Origin of the sequence: Bradyrhizobium quebecense, from assembly GCF_013373795.3 — a bacterium.
Classification (GTDB): Bacteria; Pseudomonadota; Alphaproteobacteria; order Rhizobiales; family Xanthobacteraceae; genus Bradyrhizobium; species Bradyrhizobium quebecense.
In genome coordinates this window covers 3,147,452-3,165,664 of the sequence record NZ_CP088022.1, presented here as the reverse complement: position 1 = coordinate 3,165,664, position 18,213 = coordinate 3,147,452, and the positions used below count along the sequence as shown (strand labels likewise).

Annotated in this window: 14 protein-coding genes and 2 pseudogenes; 5 read left to right on the top strand and 11 right to left on the bottom strand. The window is 64.7% G+C overall.

The window, feature by feature from the left end; all coding sequences use genetic code 11:
* Window positions 1-312 precede the first annotated feature (312 nt).
* From HU230_RS15245 to HU230_RS15235, 3 genes are all read left to right on the top strand, one after another.
* Entirely contained in the window at window positions 313-1,083 is a 771-nt protein-coding gene (locus HU230_RS15245; protein WP_176530973.1) for a gamma-glutamyl-gamma-aminobutyrate hydrolase family protein, read from the top strand.
* 386 nt (window positions 1,084-1,469) lie between these two features.
* Window positions 1,470-3,743 (top strand): hybrid sensor histidine kinase/response regulator, encoded by a 2,274-nt coding sequence (locus HU230_RS15240; protein WP_176530974.1) that lies wholly within the window; start codon window positions 1,470-1,472, stop codon window positions 3,741-3,743.
* A gap of 338 nt (window positions 3,744-4,081) precedes the next feature.
* On the top strand, window positions 4,082-5,149 hold the full coding sequence (locus tag HU230_RS15235; protein WP_176530975.1) for an ABC transporter substrate-binding protein: 1,068 nt from the start codon (window positions 4,082-4,084) through the stop codon (window positions 5,147-5,149).
* Window positions 5,150-5,186: 37 nt separating this feature from the next.
* Here the strand turns inward: HU230_RS15235 and HU230_RS15230 are convergent, their stop codons facing one another.
* Both HU230_RS15230 and HU230_RS15225 read right to left on the bottom strand, forming a co-directional pair.
* Complete coding sequence (locus HU230_RS15230; protein ID WP_176530976.1) at window positions 5,187-6,416, bottom strand: ABC transporter substrate-binding protein; 1,230 nt, start codon at window positions 6,414-6,416, stop codon at window positions 5,187-5,189.
* Window positions 6,417-6,602: 186 nt separating this feature from the next.
* A complete protein-coding gene (locus tag HU230_RS15225) occupies window positions 6,603-7,580 on the bottom strand; it encodes a GlxA family transcriptional regulator (protein ID WP_176530977.1) in 978 nt (325 codons plus the stop codon).
* A 152-nt stretch (window positions 7,581-7,732) separates the two neighbouring features.
* Here HU230_RS15225 and HU230_RS15220 point away from each other — a divergent pair, with 152 nt between their 5' ends.
* The gene (locus tag HU230_RS15220; RefSeq protein WP_176530978.1) at window positions 7,733-7,996 is read left to right on the top strand and encodes a tautomerase family protein; all 264 of its coding nucleotides are present in this window, start codon (window positions 7,733-7,735) and stop codon (window positions 7,994-7,996) included.
* A gap of 74 nt (window positions 7,997-8,070) precedes the next feature.
* Here HU230_RS15220 and HU230_RS15215 read toward each other — a convergent pair whose 3' ends face one another.
* The 9 genes and pseudogenes from HU230_RS15215 to HU230_RS15180 all read right to left on the bottom strand — a co-directional run bounded on the left by HU230_RS15215 (window position 8,071) and on the right by HU230_RS15180 (window position 17,106).
* Window positions 8,071-9,666, bottom strand: a complete 1,596-nt coding sequence (locus tag HU230_RS15215) for a GMC family oxidoreductase (protein WP_176530979.1) — start codon at window positions 9,664-9,666, stop codon at window positions 8,071-8,073.
* 15 nt (window positions 9,667-9,681) lie between these two features.
* Window positions 9,682-10,719, bottom strand: a complete 1,038-nt coding sequence (locus tag HU230_RS15210; RefSeq protein WP_176530980.1) for a branched-chain amino acid ABC transporter permease — start codon at window positions 10,717-10,719, stop codon at window positions 9,682-9,684.
* A gap of 7 nt (window positions 10,720-10,726) precedes the next feature.
* The gene (locus HU230_RS15205; protein ID WP_176530981.1) at window positions 10,727-11,611 is read right to left on the bottom strand and encodes a branched-chain amino acid ABC transporter permease; all 885 of its coding nucleotides are present in this window, start codon (window positions 11,609-11,611) and stop codon (window positions 10,727-10,729) included.
* A gap of 4 nt (window positions 11,612-11,615) precedes the next feature.
* The gene (locus HU230_RS15200; RefSeq protein ID WP_176530982.1) at window positions 11,616-12,344 is read right to left on the bottom strand and encodes an ABC transporter ATP-binding protein; all 729 of its coding nucleotides are present in this window, start codon (window positions 12,342-12,344) and stop codon (window positions 11,616-11,618) included.
* Window positions 12,337-13,077 (bottom strand): annotated as a pseudogene (locus tag HU230_RS15195) (ABC transporter ATP-binding protein); the annotation flags it as partial. The gene HU230_RS15200 and the pseudogene HU230_RS15195, both read right to left, overlap by 8 nt.
* Before the next feature lie 87 nt (window positions 13,078-13,164).
* Window positions 13,165-14,460, bottom strand: a complete 1,296-nt coding sequence (locus tag HU230_RS15190) for an ABC transporter substrate-binding protein (protein WP_176530983.1) — start codon at window positions 14,458-14,460, stop codon at window positions 13,165-13,167.
* A 128-nt stretch (window positions 14,461-14,588) separates the two neighbouring features.
* Entirely contained in the window at window positions 14,589-15,170 is a 582-nt protein-coding gene (locus HU230_RS43625; protein ID WP_275949087.1) for an arginase family protein, read from the bottom strand.
* A gap of 98 nt (window positions 15,171-15,268) precedes the next feature.
* Window positions 15,269-15,664: pseudogene (locus HU230_RS43620) on the bottom strand (arginase family protein); the annotation flags it as partial.
* Between the two features lie 74 nt (window positions 15,665-15,738).
* Window positions 15,739-17,106: an aminotransferase class III-fold pyridoxal phosphate-dependent enzyme gene (locus tag HU230_RS15180; RefSeq protein ID WP_176530985.1), complete on the bottom strand. Its 1,368-nt coding sequence runs from the start codon at window positions 17,104-17,106 to the stop codon at window positions 15,739-15,741.
* Window positions 17,107-17,261: 155 nt separating this feature from the next.
* On the opposite strand from HU230_RS15180, the gene HU230_RS15175 reads away from it, so the two are divergent.
* The gene (locus HU230_RS15175; protein ID WP_176530986.1) at window positions 17,262-17,903 is read left to right on the top strand and encodes a TetR/AcrR family transcriptional regulator; all 642 of its coding nucleotides are present in this window, start codon (window positions 17,262-17,264) and stop codon (window positions 17,901-17,903) included.
* Window positions 17,904-18,213 lie beyond the last annotated feature (310 nt).

Sequence of the window (18,213 nt, the reverse complement as noted above, 5' to 3'; positions counted from 1 at the left end):
TGCGGGCCTGCAGGCGATTGTCAGCCAAGTCTGTCACGGGTGATTCCCCCTTCGCGACGGTGTCTGGCAGTCTTTGGCGAAAATCCCGCCGGGATCAAGCTGGGCGGGCCGTGCCGGTTTGCCGCTGACGCGGCACGGCACCGGGCATGACCGCCGGGCAGCCGGCCGATTGGGGCCCCGAGGGCTGCGAATCTGTGCAGGACTGCAAGGTCCCCTGTGCAGATATAGGCAGTTGATCCGGGAGGAACTCGAAGGCATGATCGTCTCCGCAAAGTCGCAAGCTTAGAATAATCATTGCGCGAGACTTCAATAATGAGACGGCCCGTGGTCGGCGTGATCGGAAACGCCCATCGCATTGAAAATCGTTTCACAGTCCAGATGGTCGGAGAGCGCAACCTTCGCGCGGTTGCCGAGGTGTCGGGTGCCGTGCCCTTGATGTTCGCGGGCAGCCCCGAAATCACCGAGGTCGGCGCCTTGCTCGACGTGGTCGACGGCGTGGTGCTGACCGGGGCCCGTGCCAACGTTCATCCGACCCGCTTCAACACCGAACCGTGCGCGGCCCACGAGCCCTACGACATCCACCGCGACGACGTCGCGCTGGCGCTGTCGGTGGCCTGCGTCGCGCGCGGCGTGCCGATCTTTGGTATCTGCCGCGGCCTTCAGGAGATGAACGTCGCGTTCGGCGGCTCGCTGCATCCAGAGATCCGCGAGATCCCCGGCCGCATGAACCACCGGATGCCGCGGCTGGAGAACGGCGAGATCCATCCCGATCCCACCGTGGTGTTCGCCGACCGTCACGACGTCGCGCTGACGCCGGGCGGCGCCTTCGCAAAGATCCTCGGCTGCGAGACCATTCGGGTCAATTCGCTGCACGGCCAGGGCATCCTCGAGCCCGGCAGGCGCGTCGTGATCGAGGGCATCGCTGAGGACGGCACCATCGAGGCGATCCGCATCGCCGATGCGCCGGGCTTTGCGCTCGGCGTGCAATGGCACGCCGAATACGATCCGCAGCGCAATCCGATCAACCGCGCCCTGTTCGAGGCGTTCGGCGACGCACTGCGCGAGCGCCGGCGGGCGGCGTAGGCACCTCCGCACCGCTGTCGTCCCTGCGAAAGCAGGGACCCATACTCCGCGGCGGTTGCTGTGGAAAGGACTCGTCGTTCCAACGCTGCTCAACGATGACCATCGGTGGTTATTGATTGGCCGGATCGGCGCGTTGATGCCACAAAATTCAATCTGAGACGCGACCCCGCCGGCCTCCGCGCCTAACCGACCCTTCTCCGTACTTGTACGGATACGAAAGTGGCGGATTGCGGAGCCGGACTCGGCTAAGCAAGAAGGCGCAAGCCACCCGATATTGCCCCGGCGCCGACAATCCTTTCCGATATTGTTTTGCTTTTCCATTTTCCGGTGCAACTGCTCACGGTGAGTTGGTCGGGATGAATTTGTCGGGCCGACTGGCGGCCGGGATGATGCTTCCCGTCGTCACACTCCTGCTCGCGCTGGGCTTCATCCATGGCGTCGCCTGGCCGGGCATTCTGCTCGCCGGTGGTGTGGTTTCGGTGGTGTTGATGACGGCTGAGATGATTGCGAGGTCGCAGTCCAGAACGCCCGCCCAGTTGGTGCGGGCGGCGGAGGCGCTGTCGCGCGGCGAGCCGGTCTCGATACGCCCGAGCGGCGACGACGAGGCCGCTCAGCTCGCTGCGACGCTTGCCGAACTGTCCGCGCAATTGGGCAGCAGGCAGCACTTGCTGGAGAAGACCGTCGAGAGCATCCGCGATCCGGTGGTGGTCGCCGACGAGCATGCGATGATCGTGATCGTCAACGCCGCGGCGCGGCGGCTGTACCGTGTCGAACCCGGTTTTGACACCCTGACCGGCGTTCGCACGTTTCAGAACTATTATGCTGACGGCACGACTGTGATGCCGATCGCGGAGACGCCGATGGCGCGTGCGCTGCGCGGCGATGACGTCGACGATTGCGAACTGATCGTCAAACCCCTGCGGGCGGAACCGGCTGTCTGCCTTGTCGCCAACGCCAGGCCGCTGCGCGACGATGCCGGCAATTTGCGCGGCGCGGTCATCGTGCTGCGCGATGTCACCGCGGAGCGTCAGGCGCATCAGGCGCTGGTGGAGAGCGAGCAGATGGCGCAGGCCATCGTCAGGACCGCGCTCGACGCCTTCGTTCAGACCGACCAGGACGGCATCGTGCTCGATTGGAGCCCGCAGTCCGAGGCGCTGACCGGCTGGACGCGCTCCGAGGCGGTCGGCCAGCGCGTGGTCGAACTGGTTTTTCCGGAAGAGTTGCGGGTTGCACACCGGCAGCGCATCACCCGCTTCCTGCAGGAGACCGCGGCCGGCGGCATGGGCATGCGTTATGAAACCGCATCCGTGCACCGCGACGGCCACCGGTTCTATGTCGAGGTTTCGCTCAATGCGCTGCGCCGCGGCGATGGCTGGATCATCAATTCCTTTGTCAGGGACGTCACCCAGCGCCGGCGCGCCGAAGAGCAGTTGATCCAGGCGCAGAAGACGGAATCGCTCGGGCGGTTGACGGGCGGCATCGCGCACGACTTCAACAATATGCTGACGGTGATCACCGGCACGATCGAGATCCTCGCCGACGGCGTCAGGGATAACCCGCAGCTTGCCGCAATCGCCAAGCTGATCAGCGATGCCGCCGATCGCGGCGCGCAACTCACCTCGAGCCTGCTGGCATTCGCGCGCAAGCAGCCGTTGCAGCCTGCCGAGACCGACGTCAACGACCTGATCGACGAAGTGGTCCGGCTGCTGTCGCAGACGCTGGGGTCGCAGACCGAGATCAGGACGGAGCTCGGCCGCAACGCCTGGCTCGCCTTTGTCGACCGCAGCCAGCTCGGCGCCGCGCTGGTCAATCTCGCCATCAATGCGCGCGATGCGATGCCCGAGGGCGGCACGCTGACCTTTGCGACCCGCAACATGCAGCTCGGGATTCCCGATGCCGTCGCGCACGGCGTCGAGCGTGCCGGCGACCATCTCGTGATCGAGGTGAGCGATACCGGTACCGGAATTTCGCCGTCGCATCTGGAGAAGATCTTCGATCCGTTCTTCTCCACCAAGGAGGTCGGGCAGGGCACCGGGCTCGGGCTCAGCATGGTGTTCGGATTCGTCAAGCAGAGCGGCGGCGGGATCGAGGTCAAGAGCGAGCAGGGGCGCGGCACCATCTTCAGGATCTATCTGCCCAAGGCGGACGGCACGGTGCAGGGCGCGATCGAGGAGGACGATCTGCCGGTCAGGGGCGGCAACGAGACCATCCTGTGCGTCGAGGACGACCCGACGATCCGCGACTACGTCACGGGCCAGCTCGAAAGCCTCGGCTACAAGGTGCTGGTCGCGGCAAACGCAGATGCCGCGCTCGAGATCGTCAGCCGCGGCACCGCGTTCGATCTCCTGTTCACCGACATCGTAATGCCGGGCAGCATGAACGGCCGGCAATTGGCGGAGACGCTGATGGCCGGGCGACCGGCGCTGCGGGTGCTGTTCACCTCGGGCTACAGCGATGGCGCGCTGCCGGCGCAACAGGGACGTGGCGGCCATGGCATTCCGCTGCTGACCAAGCCCTATCGGCGCGGCGAGCTGGCGCGGATGCTGCGGCGCTGCCTCGATCTTCAGGTCGACTTTCAGGGCGATCCGGTTCCGCAGCCTTACTCCGTGCAGCCCGATCTGGAACGCTTCCTGCGCGAGAACCCGCCTCAGAAGAACTAGTCCACAGCGTGGACCCATCGCTTTCGCAAGCCCCGACACGATAAGGCCGCAAGGTTGCGATCTTCGACGGCCATAATGACGCGGCTCAGCACCTCGCTGAATACCGGGAAGGCGGGCGATGGCGCGCTCACGCCCGTTCCGTTGAAGGACCGCAAGCCACCTCCCGAACTTGATCCAGGGTTTGCGCGCGGACGGCTTCGATGAGGTCACGTTGCGCAAGATCGCGTTCGACAATTGGCTGGCGGTGAAAATCGCTGCACTCTTTCCGTCGATCGTGATCTATTGCGGTTGCACAACAACGGCGCGGCCGGTTAGCGGCCCGATTCAGGGAGCGTGGAATGCAGGACCGCGAATGGTCGAGACGCGACTGGCTCAAGGTGACGGCGGCGACGGCCGTGGGCATGGTGTTCGCCGAACCGTTGCGGGCGGCGCCACCGCCGGCTGAGGCCGTGACGCCGGAGCTGATCGCAGCCGCCAAGAAGGAAGGCAAGATCTCGTTCTACAGTGCACTCGAACTGAACACGGCGGAGCGTCTCGCGCGCGACTTCGAGCAGAAGTATCCGGGGATCAGTGTCCGTGTCGAGCGCTCCGGCGCCGAACGCATCTTCCAGCGCATCGCCCAGGAGCAGGGCAGCGGCATCCATGCCGTCGACGTCGCCAACTCGACCGATCCCGCGCATTACCTCGACTGGAAGAAGAACGACTGGCTCGCGGCCTATCTGCCGGAAGACGTCGCCAGGCATTTTCCGGCCGATCAGATCGATCCCGACGGCACTTCGGCGACATCCTGTGCCTGGTTCGAGGTGATCGGCTACAACACCGAGCAGGTGAAGCGCGAGGAGGCGCCGAAGAGCTACGCCGATCTGCTCGATCCGAAATGGCGCGGCAAGATCGTCAAGGGCCACCCGGGCTACTCCGGCGCGATCTTGACCGCGACCTTCGTGCTGGCGCGCGATCTCGGCTGGCCGTATCTGGAAAAGCTGGCGCAGCAGCGCGTGATGCAGGTGCAATCGGCAGCCGATCCGCCGAAGAAGATCCTGCTCGGCGAGCGCGCGGTCATGGCCGACGGCAACGACTACAATCTCGTGCTGGCCAGGGATCAGGGCAAGCCGGTCGAGGTGGTCTATCCGACTGAGGGCGCGCCGCTGATCATCGTGCCGAGCGGCGTGTTCAAGAGCGCGCCGAACCCGAGCGCGGCACGGCTGTTCCAGAGCTACTTCTTCAGCGCCGAAACCCAGCAGATGCTGGCCGACGAGTTCGCGCACCGTTCGTTCCACGCCAGGGTGAAGGAAAAGGCCGGCCATGTGCCGCTCGACAAATTGAAGATGCTGAAGGCCGATCCGGCCCAGGTGCAGGCGCAGAGCGAGGAGATCAAGGCGCGCTACGCGAAGCTGTTTCGGGTGTGAGCGCGGCCCGTTGGCTCGACCTACCCTACAGATCGCGCTAACCGCCGACTTCTGCGCTGAGCATTGGCCCGAACAGCTCCCATCGCTCGCCCGTGAGCCGTCTGAGCCGCATCTGCTTGATCGGCGCGAAATCGATCGGACTGGTGTTCATCGTAATTCCGGGCAGCAGGTTGTTGGTCCGGAAGGCCTTCAGGTTGGCGGCCTGTTTCATCACGTTGGCGCGCGTGAGGTCGTCGCCGCACTGCTTCAGCACCTGAACCAGCGTCTGGGCGGCGTTGTAGCCAGTTACCACCAGGCTATCGGCTCGATTGCCCTCGGGGAAATATTTGGAGAGATATTGGTCGAATGCCTTCATGCCGGGGTCGTCCTTCCATTGCGGATCGAGCGGATCCATCAGGTAGGCCACCGAAATGATACCTTGTGCGTTCTCGAGGCCCGCAGGCTGGATCACGGCGCCGAGCGAGGAGCCGACCGAGTTGAGGATGTGTAACGGCCTCCAGCCGATCTCGGCGGCTTTCTTGATGGCCTGTGCTGCGAATTTCGGTGTGGCAATGTTGACGAATACATCGGCATTCATCGACTTCATCTTGACGATATGCGTGTCGATCGTCGGCTCGGCCACCTCATAGGCATCCTCGATCACGATCATCGACGCCGCCTTGTCGCCGAGGCCGTCTTTCAGGCCCTTCAGGTAGTCCTTTCCGTAATCGTCGTTCTGGTAGAGGACGGCGATCCTGCCGCCCGGCTTTTCCTTCAGGATGTGCTTGGCGTAGATTCGTCCCTCGCTCTGATAACTGGGTTGCCAGCCCATGGTCCACGGAAAGTTCTGTGGATCGTTCCACTTGGTCGCACCGGTCTGGATGAACAGCTGCGGCACCTTCTTCGCATTCATGTACTTCTGGATCGCGCCATTGGAGGCCGTGCCGAGAGCGGCGAAGATCAGCAAGACCTCGTCGCCTTCGACCAGCTTGCGCGCCTGCTCGACCGTCTTCGGCGGACTGTAGCTGTCGTCATAGGAGATGAAGGTGATCTTTCGTCCATTGATGCCACCCTCGGCGTTGATCTTGCGGAAATAGGCCGCCTGAGCCCGGCCGCTGGTGCCATAGGCGGATGCCGGCCCGCTGTATGGCATGATGTTGCCGATCTTGATTTCGGTGTCGCTGGCGCCGGTATCGTATTTCTTCTGGGCCAATGCGCTGCCTGCACCGACGGCGATGATAATGATGGCGGTCGAAAGCGCCGCCGTTCGTCGTGCGACGAAAGACATCTCGTTTCTCCCCATGCGAAAATGAATGTGCTTGTCTTATCGGAGACCGCTTTTTGAGTCCTTGCCGGAAGTGAACACCCGACTCCACACGTTGTCGATTCCGAACATCGCGCTTTGCGTGTCGGCTCGCGTCACGTCATTGGGTTCGTCAGTATTGCTGACCGTAGTCTTGCGGGCAGCTTGCAACTACGCCGCGCGCATCGTGCGCTGTGCGCGGTAGGCCTGAGGCGACAGCAGCGTCAGCTTGCGGAAGGCCTTGCGAAAGCTGCTCTCGTCCTCATAGCCGGTGGCGCGGGCGATGGCCTTGATCGGTTGCGCCGTCGTCTCCAGCAGCGTGCGGGCGTGCTCGACGCGGCGGCGCATGATGAAGGCTTGTGGCGGCTCGTGGGTCAGTTCGCGGAAGCGGCGGTTCAGCGTGCGCTCGCTCAGGCCCAGCGCCTGCGCGAGGCCGCGCACCGTGATCGGCGCCTTGCCGGTGCGGCGCACCAGCATATCCGCCTTCATCAGCAGCGGGTCCTGGGCGAGCATGTAGCCGAGCGGCATGAAGATCGCCTGCGTGCGTTGCGCGGTGTCGATCACCGCATAGTCGGCGCAGACCTTTGCGACCTCCGGGCCTTCGACGAGCTCGATCAGCCGCAGCAACAAATCGACCCACGACATTGGGCCGGCGGCACAGACCAGGCGGTCGGCTTGGGTGAGCACGGCATCGCTGGCGAGGTCGACTCTGGGATGGCGGCGGCGGAGTTCGCTCTGCAGCCACCAGGTGATGGTGGCGCGGCGGCCATCGAGCAGGCCGGCATTGGCGAGCAGCAGCACGCCGCTGCAGAAGGCGCCGATCAATCGTCCACCAGCATGTTGCTGGCGCAGCCAGGCGCCGGCACGGTCATATTGCGGTTGCAGGCGTTCGGCGGTCAGATGGTCGACCAGGCTGCCCGGCACGATGATCGCGTCGAATGCCGTCCGCTTGGTGACCGCGCCGTCCACGGCAAGCAACTTGCCGCCGCCGGCGCGCACCGCCTTGCCGTCGAGCGAGAGCGTCTGCCAGCTGAAGCGCGCCTTGCCGCCGCGCAACTGCATCACATGGTTGCCGAGCGTGAGGATGTCGGCGATGCCGGCGACCGCCGATTGCATGCAGCCTTCCAGCGCGAGGATCGCAAGCTTCATGGGACCTCCGGAATTTGCCGTCATCCTACCCGATCGACGCAGGCAGGCGGTGGCAGATATTGCCCGATCTCTGTCCGATCGGCCACTGCCTGATCGCACCGTACCGGTCCATCTTCGTTGCGTTGTCACAATCTCAGCAATGGAGAGAGACCATGCCTTACGTCACCATTTCCACCGTCCGCGGCATCTTCGATGTCGCGCAGAAGCAGGCGCTGCTGCAGCGCGTCACCGATCTCATGGTCGAGGTCGAGGGGCAGGGTAACCCCGATTTCCGCCGCAACGTCTGGGTCAAGATCGAGGAAGGCGAGCCGGCGAGCTGGTCGCTCGGCGGCATGATCCCGACACCCGACATGATCGCGGGCAATTTCGGGGCGCTCGACGCCGCCGGACAGCGGGTCGCCAGGGTGAAGGCGTAACCGCCGGGCCAAAACGAAAGGCGCTTCCCCAGGAAGCGCCTTTCGCACGCGTCATCGGGAGTTCGATGCGAAAGCTACGCAGGAATCCCGGTCGGGGCGATGGCGGCAGCGGCACGCTCGGCGATCAGAAGGGTTGGCGTCTGGATGTTGCCCGAGATCATGATCGGGATCACGGAGGCGTCCGCCACGCGAAGGCCCTCGAGACCACGGACCTTGAAGCTCGCGGGATCGACCACGGCCATCCTGTCGTTGCCCATCCGGCAGGTCGAGGCGGCGTGATACAACGTCGTGCAATGACCTCGCACGTAGTCGGCGATCTCAGCGTCGCTGCTTGCTTCGGCGCTCGGCGTGACTTCTCCTTCGATCAGCTCGCGCAGCGGCGACTGGGCCGCGATATGACGGTTGATCCGTACACCCTGCACCAGAGTTTTGATGTCCTGCGCCGTGGGATCGGATGAGAAATAGCGCGGATCGATCGCCGGGTATTCGAGCGGATCGGCCGAGCGCAAGGTCAGTTCGCCGCGGCTGTTCGGCCGCTGCAACGTCGAATGCAGCGTGATGCCCGGCTTCGAGGACAGGAAGCGCACATAGTCGCGGTGCGGACTGATGGCGCCATAGAGCTGCAGATCGGGCTCGACGTCCGGGCGGCTGCGAACATGAGCGCCGGCTGCGACCCAGGGGGAGGAGCGCGGACCACTGCGGCTCTCCTGCCATTGTTTCAGGCTGGCCGCGAGGCTCTCGTCGGTCCAGGCGCCGACGCCGATATTTTCTCTGGTGTAGAAGGTGATCGGAATGTTGATGTGGTCCTGGAGATCCTTTCCCACGCCGGGCAGGTCATGCAGCGGCGTCACGCCGACGGCCTTGAGCTCGTCGGCGGGACCGATGCCCGACAGCAGCAATTGCTGTGCGGAGCCGATCGCCCCGGACGACATCACGATGTCGCCGGCGGCGCTTGCCGTATTGAGCCGGCCGTTTTCGAGATACTCGACGCCGGTCGCGCGGCCCTTCTCGACGATCACGCGGATCACGCGAACGCCAGTCTTGACCGTGAGGTTGGCGCGCGCCAGCGCAGGACGCAGATAGGCCTTGCCGGTTCCGAACCGCTCGCCCTGCTTGATCACGAACTGGAAGAATCCGGCGCCCTCCTGACTTTCGCCGTTGAAGTCGAGATTGTGCGCGAGGCCGGCGGCCTTCGCGGCTTCCAGCCAGCGCAGTTCGTTGGGATCGACAAAGGGAACGTGGGCGACATGGAGCGGGCCGCCTGTGCCGTGCAGCGGACTTTCGGTAAAATCGGCATTGTTCTCGAACGCGATGAAATCCGGCAGCACGTCGCGCCAGCCCCAGCCGGCGCAGCCGGCCTTTTCCCAGCCGTCATAGTCGGAGGGCAGGCCGCGAATGTAGATCATCGCGTTCATCGCGCCGGAGCCGCCGACCATCTTGCCGCGCGGCCAGAACACGCGGCGGCCGCGGCAGCCGGCCTGCGGTTCGGTGTAGTAGCCCCAGTCGACCGCGGTGTTGAACATCGTCGGCCAGTCCGAGGGAATGTCGGATGCCAGTGGCGCGGCGCGGCCGGCCTCCAGCACCAGCACCTTGCGGGCGGGATCGGCCGAGAGCCGGTTGGCCAGCACGCAACCGGCCGAGCCCGCGCCCACGATGATCGTATCGTACATCTGTCACTCCACTGGTCACGCCGGCGTGTCGCCGGATACTTCTGCCGTCATCGCGGGACTGCGTGTGCGCAGCCGGCGCAATCTGGCCCAAATGCTCTCAAACAGGCCGATCAGGCCGTTCGGCATCAGCACCATCACGGCCGCGATGATGATGCCGAGCCCGAGCGAGCGAAATTCGCCGATCTCGCGCATCGCCTCATCGGCGGCGACCAGCACGATGGCGCCGACCAGCGGCCCCCAGAGCCGGCCAATGCCGCCCACCACCACCATCGCGATGATGAAGAACAGCTGCGAGAACGACAGCACGCCCGGTCCGATCGCATTAAAATGCGCGGCATAGAGCCCGCCGGCGAGCCCGGTGAAGAATGCCGAGAGGCCGAATACGAGCAGCTGCATCTGGAAGCGGCTGATGCCGCGGGCCATGGCGCAGCCGGGATTATCGCGCAGCGCGCGGAAGGCGAGCCCGATCGGGCCGCGGATGATGGCCCAGGTGAACAGCATCGTCACCGCGAACAGGGCCACCACCAGCGCGTAGTCCGCCACCAGATATTTGGCCTTGAACATCGCGCGCGTGCCGAGATCGCCGAAGCGGGCAAAGCCGACGGCGCCACCGGTCAGTTGCCGGCACTGCGTGCCAACCATGACGAAGCAGTCGGTGTCGGTGACGATCAACAGATACATCACCTGCGCGACCGCGAGCGTCAGCAGCGCGGTATAGGCGCCGCTGAGGCGCAGGCACGCCGCACCTATCACCAGGCTGAACAGCACGGTCGCAATGGCCGCGAGCGGCATGGCGGCCCAGACGTTGAGGCCGAAATAGAAGCACAGCATCGCGGTGGCGTAGCCGCCGAACCCGAACAGCGCCATCTGCGCCAGCGAGAACACGCCGGAAAAGCCGAACAGCAGGTTCCACTGCGAGGCGACGATGGCATAGAACAGGCCAAGCGTGACCTGACCGATCACGTAGCGGCTGTCGACATAGAAAGGCAGCGCGATCGCCGCGGCGAGCACGAACAGACCGATCAGGAGGTTGGCGAGATCCTGGCGTTTCACGTCGACCTCACAGGCGTCGCACTTCGACCCGGCCGAACAATCCGCCGGGCCGGCGAATGAGCACCAGGATCACGATGGCCAAGAGAGCCGGGAAGCCCCAGCGCGCTCCGGCCAGGAACTGGACCAGCGCCTCGACAATCGCCAGACCGAACGAGATGATGATCGCGCCGGGCAGGTTGCCGAGCCCGGCCACCACGCACATGATGAAGGCCTTCAGCATCGGATCGGCGCCGAGCGCCGGCGAAAGCTGGGTGATCGACGACACCAGCACGCCGCAAACGCCGGCGAGCATGCCGGAGAGGATCAGGACCTGCAGATAGACCCGCGCCACCGGCACGCCCATCAGCTTCGCGGCGTCGGGGTTCTGGGCTGTCGCGCGAACGGCGCGGCCGGCCTTGGTCCGGGTGAGAAACAAGGCGGTGGCCCCCATCAGCGCGACGGCGCTGACGATGATGACGAGGTTCTGCCAGGGCAGCACGAAGCCGCCGAGATTGATCGAGCCGCCCACCGCGAGCGGTTGCCCCAGCGGCTGGCCGCCATAGAGCCGCAGCACGACATTCTCGAGGGTGAGCGCGACGCCGAAGGTCGCGATCATGATGGTGGTCTCGAAGGTCTCGGGGCTGCGGCGTGACAGCGGATAGGCGACCAGCATGAAGATCAGCGCACCGATCGCGCCGCCGACCGCGGCTGCGGCAAGCACCGCTGCGGGGACCGGCAAGCCGAGTTGGCCGGCAGCCGTGAACGCCGCGTAGCCGCCGAGCGTCAACAGCGTGCCATGCGCCATGTTCAGCATGCCGAGCGAGCCCCAGACCAGCGAGAGGCCAAGGGTCGCCAGCGCATACAAGGCGCCGGTGGTAATCCCGGAGACGATGACCGGTCCTATGATCTCCACGTCATCAGCCTCCGAGATAGGTTGCGAGCAGCTCGTCGCGCTGCAGCAGGACGGACGGTTCGCCCGACCAGACGAAGGCGCCGTTGTCGAGCAGGTGAATGCGGTCGGCGATATCGGCGACGCGGGCCGGGTTCTCCTCGACCAGCAGGATGGTGCGGCCGCTCGCCTTCAGCCGCGCGATCACCTCGTAGATCTGCTCGATGACGATCGGTGCGAGGCCGAGCGACGGCTCGTCGATCAGCATCACCGTGCCCTTCATCATCAGGCCGCGGCCGATGCCGACCATCCGTCGCTCGCCGCCGGAGAGGCTTGCGGCGATCTGGGCCTGCCGCTCCGCAAGTTTTGGCAGCAGCGTGAACACTTCGTCGAGACGCCGGGTCACCGCCGCCTGGTCGGCATCGAGATAGGCGCCCATCAACAGATTCTCGAGCACGCTCATGCCTGCGAACAACAGATCGCCCTGCGGCACGTGGATCACGCCGCCCGCGGCGACGCGATGCGCGGGCAGGCCCGAGATGGTGCGGCCGTTCAAGGACACCGATCCCTTGCGGACCGGAAGCAGGCCGGAGATCGCGCGCAGCAGCGTCGTCTTGCCGTGTCCGTTTGGTCCGACCACCGTGACGAGCTCGCCTGAATTCAGCGACAGCGACACGCCGGTCAGCACATTGCGGCCGTCATAGCCGGTCACGAGACCGTTCACGACAAGGCAGGGCGGGTTTGACGGTTCAGCCATGCGCGTTCAGCTCCGGCTGCTTGACGAAAAAGGCCTTGAGCCGGCTGGTTGCGGCCTTGCCCAGATAGGTCTCGACCACGGTCTGATCGTCGGCGACCGCCGAGGGGGCGCCTTCGAAGATCGCTTTGCCATGGTGCATGATCACCACGCGCGTCGACAGCGAGAGCAGGAAGCGCATCACATGCTCGATCAGCAGGATCGCGATTCCGGATGTCGACAGCCGCTTCACGACGTCGGCGATGCGATCGACCTCCGACGGGCTGAGGCCGCCGACCGGCTCGTCGAGCAGCAGCAATCGCGGCGAGGTCGCGACGGCGCCTGCGATCATCAAAAGCTTGCGGTCCAGCACCGGCAGGTCGCGCGCGATGCGCTGCCGGCCGGGGAGGCCGACCAGATCGAGCGCAGTGGCGGCACGCTGCCGGGCGGCGCGGCTGATCGAAAAGCCCGGGAAGCGGCGATCAGTGTCGCCGAAATGCGCAGCAATCTCGATATTCTCCTCGACCGAGAGGCTGTCGAATGCCGCGTTGAGCTGAAAGGTGCGGGCGATGCCGGCGCGGCACACCTCGTGCGCCGCAAGTCGGGTGATATCGCGCCCCGCAAACAGAATCCGGCCATCGGTGATCGGGGTAACGGCGGTGACCACATCGAAGAACGTCGTCTTGCCGGCACCGTTCGGTCCGCCGAGACCGACCACCTCGCCCGGCCGAACGGTCAACGACAGGCCGTCCACCGCCCGGAGCGACCCGAACGTCTTGGTCACGCCCTGGCAGATCAGCAGCGGGCCGTTCGTCTGGTCGGAAGAGATCACCGCGCGCGCCTCTTATGCCTTGATCCAGGGCGGCAGCTTCATCGTATCGGTTGCATACAGCGCGGGCGCGATCAGCTTGGGATCGGTTCGGTAGTCCTGGTGCTGTAGGAACTGATGCGCCATGCCGAGCGAGGGATCCTTGACCTGGGTCGGATAGCAGAAGGCGGACTGTCCCTTGGGATCGGCGTGGTAGATGCCGTTGACGCCGCGGTAGATCAGCCGCTTCATCGCTTCCGAGATCTTGCGGGTTTGCTCCTTGTTGCCGGGCTCGCTGGCGCCGCCGGCGATCGCCGCCGACAGCGCGTAGTGCCAGAGCCCGTCATAGGTCTGCGATCCCGTGATGAAGGCGGCGTTGGCGCCGAACTTCTCACGATAGGCCTTGCGATAGGCCGCGGAGAACTCGTCGGGCAGGCAGCCGATCACGGTGGAATAGATCACGCCGTTGATGGCTTCCTTGCCGATCTCGCGGAACGCCGGAAGCGAGGGCCCGTATTGCATGTAGACCAGGCTGTGGGTCGGCTCCGGCAGGAACTGGGTCATGAACTGCGCCAGATCCTGCGGCAGGAAGTGCGTCACCGCGATCGCGGCCGGAGGATCCTGGCGCAGCTTGGCGAGCGTCGGCCCCCATTGGTTGGTCGGGAAGGGCACGGTCTCGTAGAGACCGAGCTCGAAGCCGAATTCCTTGACGCGGTCGCGGATCGCGTTGGCGATCACGATCGAATATTCGTTCGCCGAGGGGATGATCGCGATCTTCCGGTTCGGCGGCGACCATTGCTTATTGTCGATCAGCGATTTCAGGAAAAGCAGGAAGCCGGGGCCGTAGTAGAACTCCGGCGGATCGCCCTGGAAGCAGGAGTAATAGCGCTGCGGGTCGCTAAGGAACTTGGTGTTGTGCGAGATCAGCGTATTGTAGTGCACGAAGATGACGTCGTTGTCGGCCGCGACGTCCATCTCGACCATGTTCGTGCCGACATTGTATCCGTTGATGATCGCGCTCGCCGAATGACGGTCGATCAGGCGCTGCATCGCCTGAGTGACGACATCGGCGCCCATCTCCTTGGTGTCTTCGATCGCGATCTGGATCGGGCGTCCCAAAATGCCGCCGGCGCCGTTGATCTCTTCAGCGGCAAGCGTGAGGCCGTTCTTGAACTCGATGCCGTCGGCGGCGGCAAAGCCGGACATCGGCAATGCCGAGCCGATCTTGATCGGGCTTCCCGCGGCACGGACCTCACTGTTCAGGCTCGCCAGCAGTGCAATCGAGCTCGCGCCGGCGGCAACGCCGCCGAGAAGTGAACGTCGGTCAAGCATGATCGTCAGTACCCCTCGTTTACGGCGCGGACAATCCGACGCCTCGCTCTAAAGCAGGAGATGCACGGCGGCGGCTGTTGCACGAACCGTGCCATGGCATCCGGCAATTGCTTTCATCAATCCCATTGTCAGTGTCGAGCCGGCAGCCGGTTCACGAGCGCAGCAGCCGCATCGATCACCGCGGCCTGATGCGGCTGCAGATCGTTGCCGCCCCACGCAGCCATCAACGGTTGCCAGGGATCGGCGATCTGGGTCTTGATGCCGGTGAGCTCCTCGAGAACCGCGAGCCCGCAATAGGGCGCGTACATCTCCGAATAGCCGCCCTCATGCGTCATCAGGATGCGGCCGTTGCACAACCTCCTGGCAGCAGTGCTCAGCATGTGCGTCATCTCGCGATACGCCGCCGACGACAGCATCATGCGGCCGAGCGGATCGACGCCGGACGCATCGAAGCCGGACGCCACCACGATCATGTCAGGTGTGAAACGATGCAGTGCCGGCAGCACGACGCGTTCGAACGCCGAGCGATAGGCGCCGATGCCCGAGCCCGGCGGCAGCGGTACGTTGATGTTGTAGCCGTCGCCTGCGCCGGCGCCGTTCTCGGCAAGTGAACCGGAGTCGGGCGGAAACAGATTGTCCTGATGCAGAGAGATCGTGAGCACACTCGGGTCTTCATAGAATACCGCCTGGGTGCCGTTGCCGTGGTGCACGTCCCAATCGACGACGGCGACGCGCGAGACCTGCCCGTGGCCTGCAGATGACGGATCGCAATGCTTGCGTTGGCGAACAGGCAGAAGCCCATGCCGAGGTCGGGCCGGGCATGATGCCCCGGCGGGCGGATCAGCGCGTAGGCTGTCTCGACCGCGCCCGATGCGACCGCTTCGGCAGCAGTGATGGCGCCGCCGGCCGCGAGCAGCGCGATCTCGTAGCTGCCGGCGCCGAGCGGCGTCAGGGTGCTGGCGTCGCCGCCGCCGGCGTCGCTGAGGCGCTTGATGTGGGCGATATGATCTGAGGTGTGGACGCGGGCGAGCTCTGCCACCGTTGCTGGGCGCGGTTTGATCTGTACGAGATGATCGAGCAGGCCGCTGACCTCGATCAGATTGCGGAAGCGGCGCTTGGTCTCCGGATTCTCCGCATGCGTTCCGGGTTGGATCGTCAGGCCCGGCGGAAACACTTGGGCCCAGTTGCCGGTGTTGTGCCACATGTAAAGTTCATGGCAGACGAACCCAGTAGCCATGCGAGCAATCCCTTGTCCTGGCGGCCCGAACTCGTGTTGATCTATTCGACCGCGCTGATCGCCTCGTCGAAGGTGTCCGCGATCCTGTCGGCGTGTTCGGTCGTGAAGGTCAGCGGCGGGGATATGATGAAGGTGTCGGCGAGGTTGCGGATCAGGATGCCCTTGGCGACACAGCGCTCCCAGATCCGCTGACCAAAATTCTGCGCGAGGTCGAACGGCCGCTTGGTCTCGGGATCGGCGACCAGCTCGATGCCGATCATCAGCCCCTTGCCCCGCACGTCGCCCATGTTGGGGTGGCGCTTCTGCATGTCCTTCAGCCGCGCCAGCAGATAGGCGCCGACCTTGCCGGCATTGGCCGGCAGTTCCTCCCGCTCGACGATCCGTAGATTGGCGATCGCGGCCGCGCAGGCGAGGGGATGGCCGGCATAGGTGTTGCCGTGCATGAAGGCGCGGGGCGTGAACTGCGACTTGTCGTCGGACTGGAAGGCCGCATCCACCTTCGCATTGATCAGGGTCGCACCGAGCGGGATGTAGCCGCTGTTGATGCCCTTGGCGAACACCATGATGTCGGGTTTGACGCCCCAGGCGCGGCTGCCGAACATGCTGCCCGAGCGGCCGAAGCCGGTGACGACCTCGTCGGCGATCAGGAGCACACCGTGGCGGTCGCAGACCTCGCGCAGCAGCGGCCAGAAATTCGCGGGCGGCACGATCACGCCGCCGGCGCCCTGCACCGGCTCGGCCATGAACGCCGCGACGCTGCCCGGTCCCTGATAGATGATCTCCCGCTCGAGCAATTCGGCGCAGAGCCGGCCGAGCGCCTCCGGATCCGACGTAAACGGGTTGCGGTAGGCGTGCGGCGTCTCGACCTGGAAGAAGCCAGGCAGCAGCGGCGTGAACTGCTCCTTGTAGACATTGACGCCGCCCGCGGACAGCGCGCCCAGCGTGACGCCGTGATAGGCGCCGCGCAGCGAGATGATCTTGGTGCGCAGCGGCTCGCCGGCGAGCCGCCAATACTGCTTGGCGAGCTTGATCGCGGCCTCGTTGGCCTCCGATCCGCCGGACGAGAAGAATGCGCGGACCATGCCTTCCGGCGCGGCCAGTCGGCAGAGTTCCTCGGCAAGGGCTACCGACGGGCTGTTGGTGGTGTTGCCGAAGGTTGAATAGAAGCTGAGACGATCGAGCTGCTCGACGATCGCCTGTTTGATCTCGGGGCGACCATGCCCGACATTGACGTTCCAAAGCCCCGCCTGTCCGTCGAGATAGCGCCCACCCTGGCCGTCCGAGACATAGACACCTTCACCGCCCTCGATGCAGATTGGCGGGTTCTCGGCAAGGAAGTTGGCATTGGCGAAGGGGTAGACGACGTGACGAGTGAGCGTGTCGTTGTTTCGAGCGGCTGCTACGGTCATTCTCGTTCCTCTCGATTTTTGTTTCCCCCGGGAACCCGGTGTCGTTGCGTCAAGGATAAACACAGGCGATAAATTTGGTCAAATGACCAATTTTGTGCAACATGCAAATTTGTGCGGCACGGTATGGACAATCGTCGCGCGCACCGGAGAGACGGATGACAACTGCAGGACGTGAACAGGTCGGCGCAAAGGGCGAACGAACGCGACGCCAGATCATCGAGGGAGCGTTGCAAGCGCTGCGAACCGGGGGCGTCGCCGCAACGACGACTCGGGACATCGCGGCTGGCGCGGGCGTTCGCCTCGCCACGCTGCACTATCACTTCGAGAGCAAGAGCGCGTTGCTGCTGGCGGTGCTCGAATATCTGATCGACGAGACGACCGCGGCGTTGCGAGAGGAAACCAGCGATACCGCCGACGTCGCGAGCTGTATCCGCGAATCCCTGCGCGCCGGCTGGCGCTATCTCACGCGAACGCTCGAGCTGCAGATCGTGCAGTATGAACTGACGCTGTACGCGCTGCGCCGTGACGATGCGGCTGGGCTCGCAGCCTATCAGTATGACGCCTACGTCAGGGTCTATCAGGACATCCTGCAAGGCGTTGCGGTTCGAACCGGTGAGCTAGATGCGGCGGGATGCGCCGACGTTGCCCGCTTCATGCTGGCCGGTATCGACGGCTTGCTGTTGCAGGAGCTGGCGAAGCCGAACAAGGCGCGGTCGTCACGGGCGATCGAGACGCTGATCGCGGCAGCCCAGGGATTCGCAAGCAGGGTGTCGAATGATCGCAAGGCGCGAAGATAAGTGTGTGGAGGCGCGCGGGATCGGCAATCGCATATGGCTACGGCCACGTCTCGTAGCACGGGGGCGACGTGCGCCTGCACGATTTCCGAATAATAGAATTATGCCGCTGATTTGCCCGACATGTCAAGGTGCCGTGTCGAATGCCGGTACGCCGCCGGCTCCTTTGCATGGGGTTGTTTTCGATGTTTTGGCGGTGCGCCCCTGCGGAGGCAAGCCGTGGGATGAGTAGAGCAAAGCGAAACCCATCATGTCGACGCTTGCGCAAGGCGCGATGGGTTTCGCTTCGCTCTACCCATCCTTCGCACTTCTC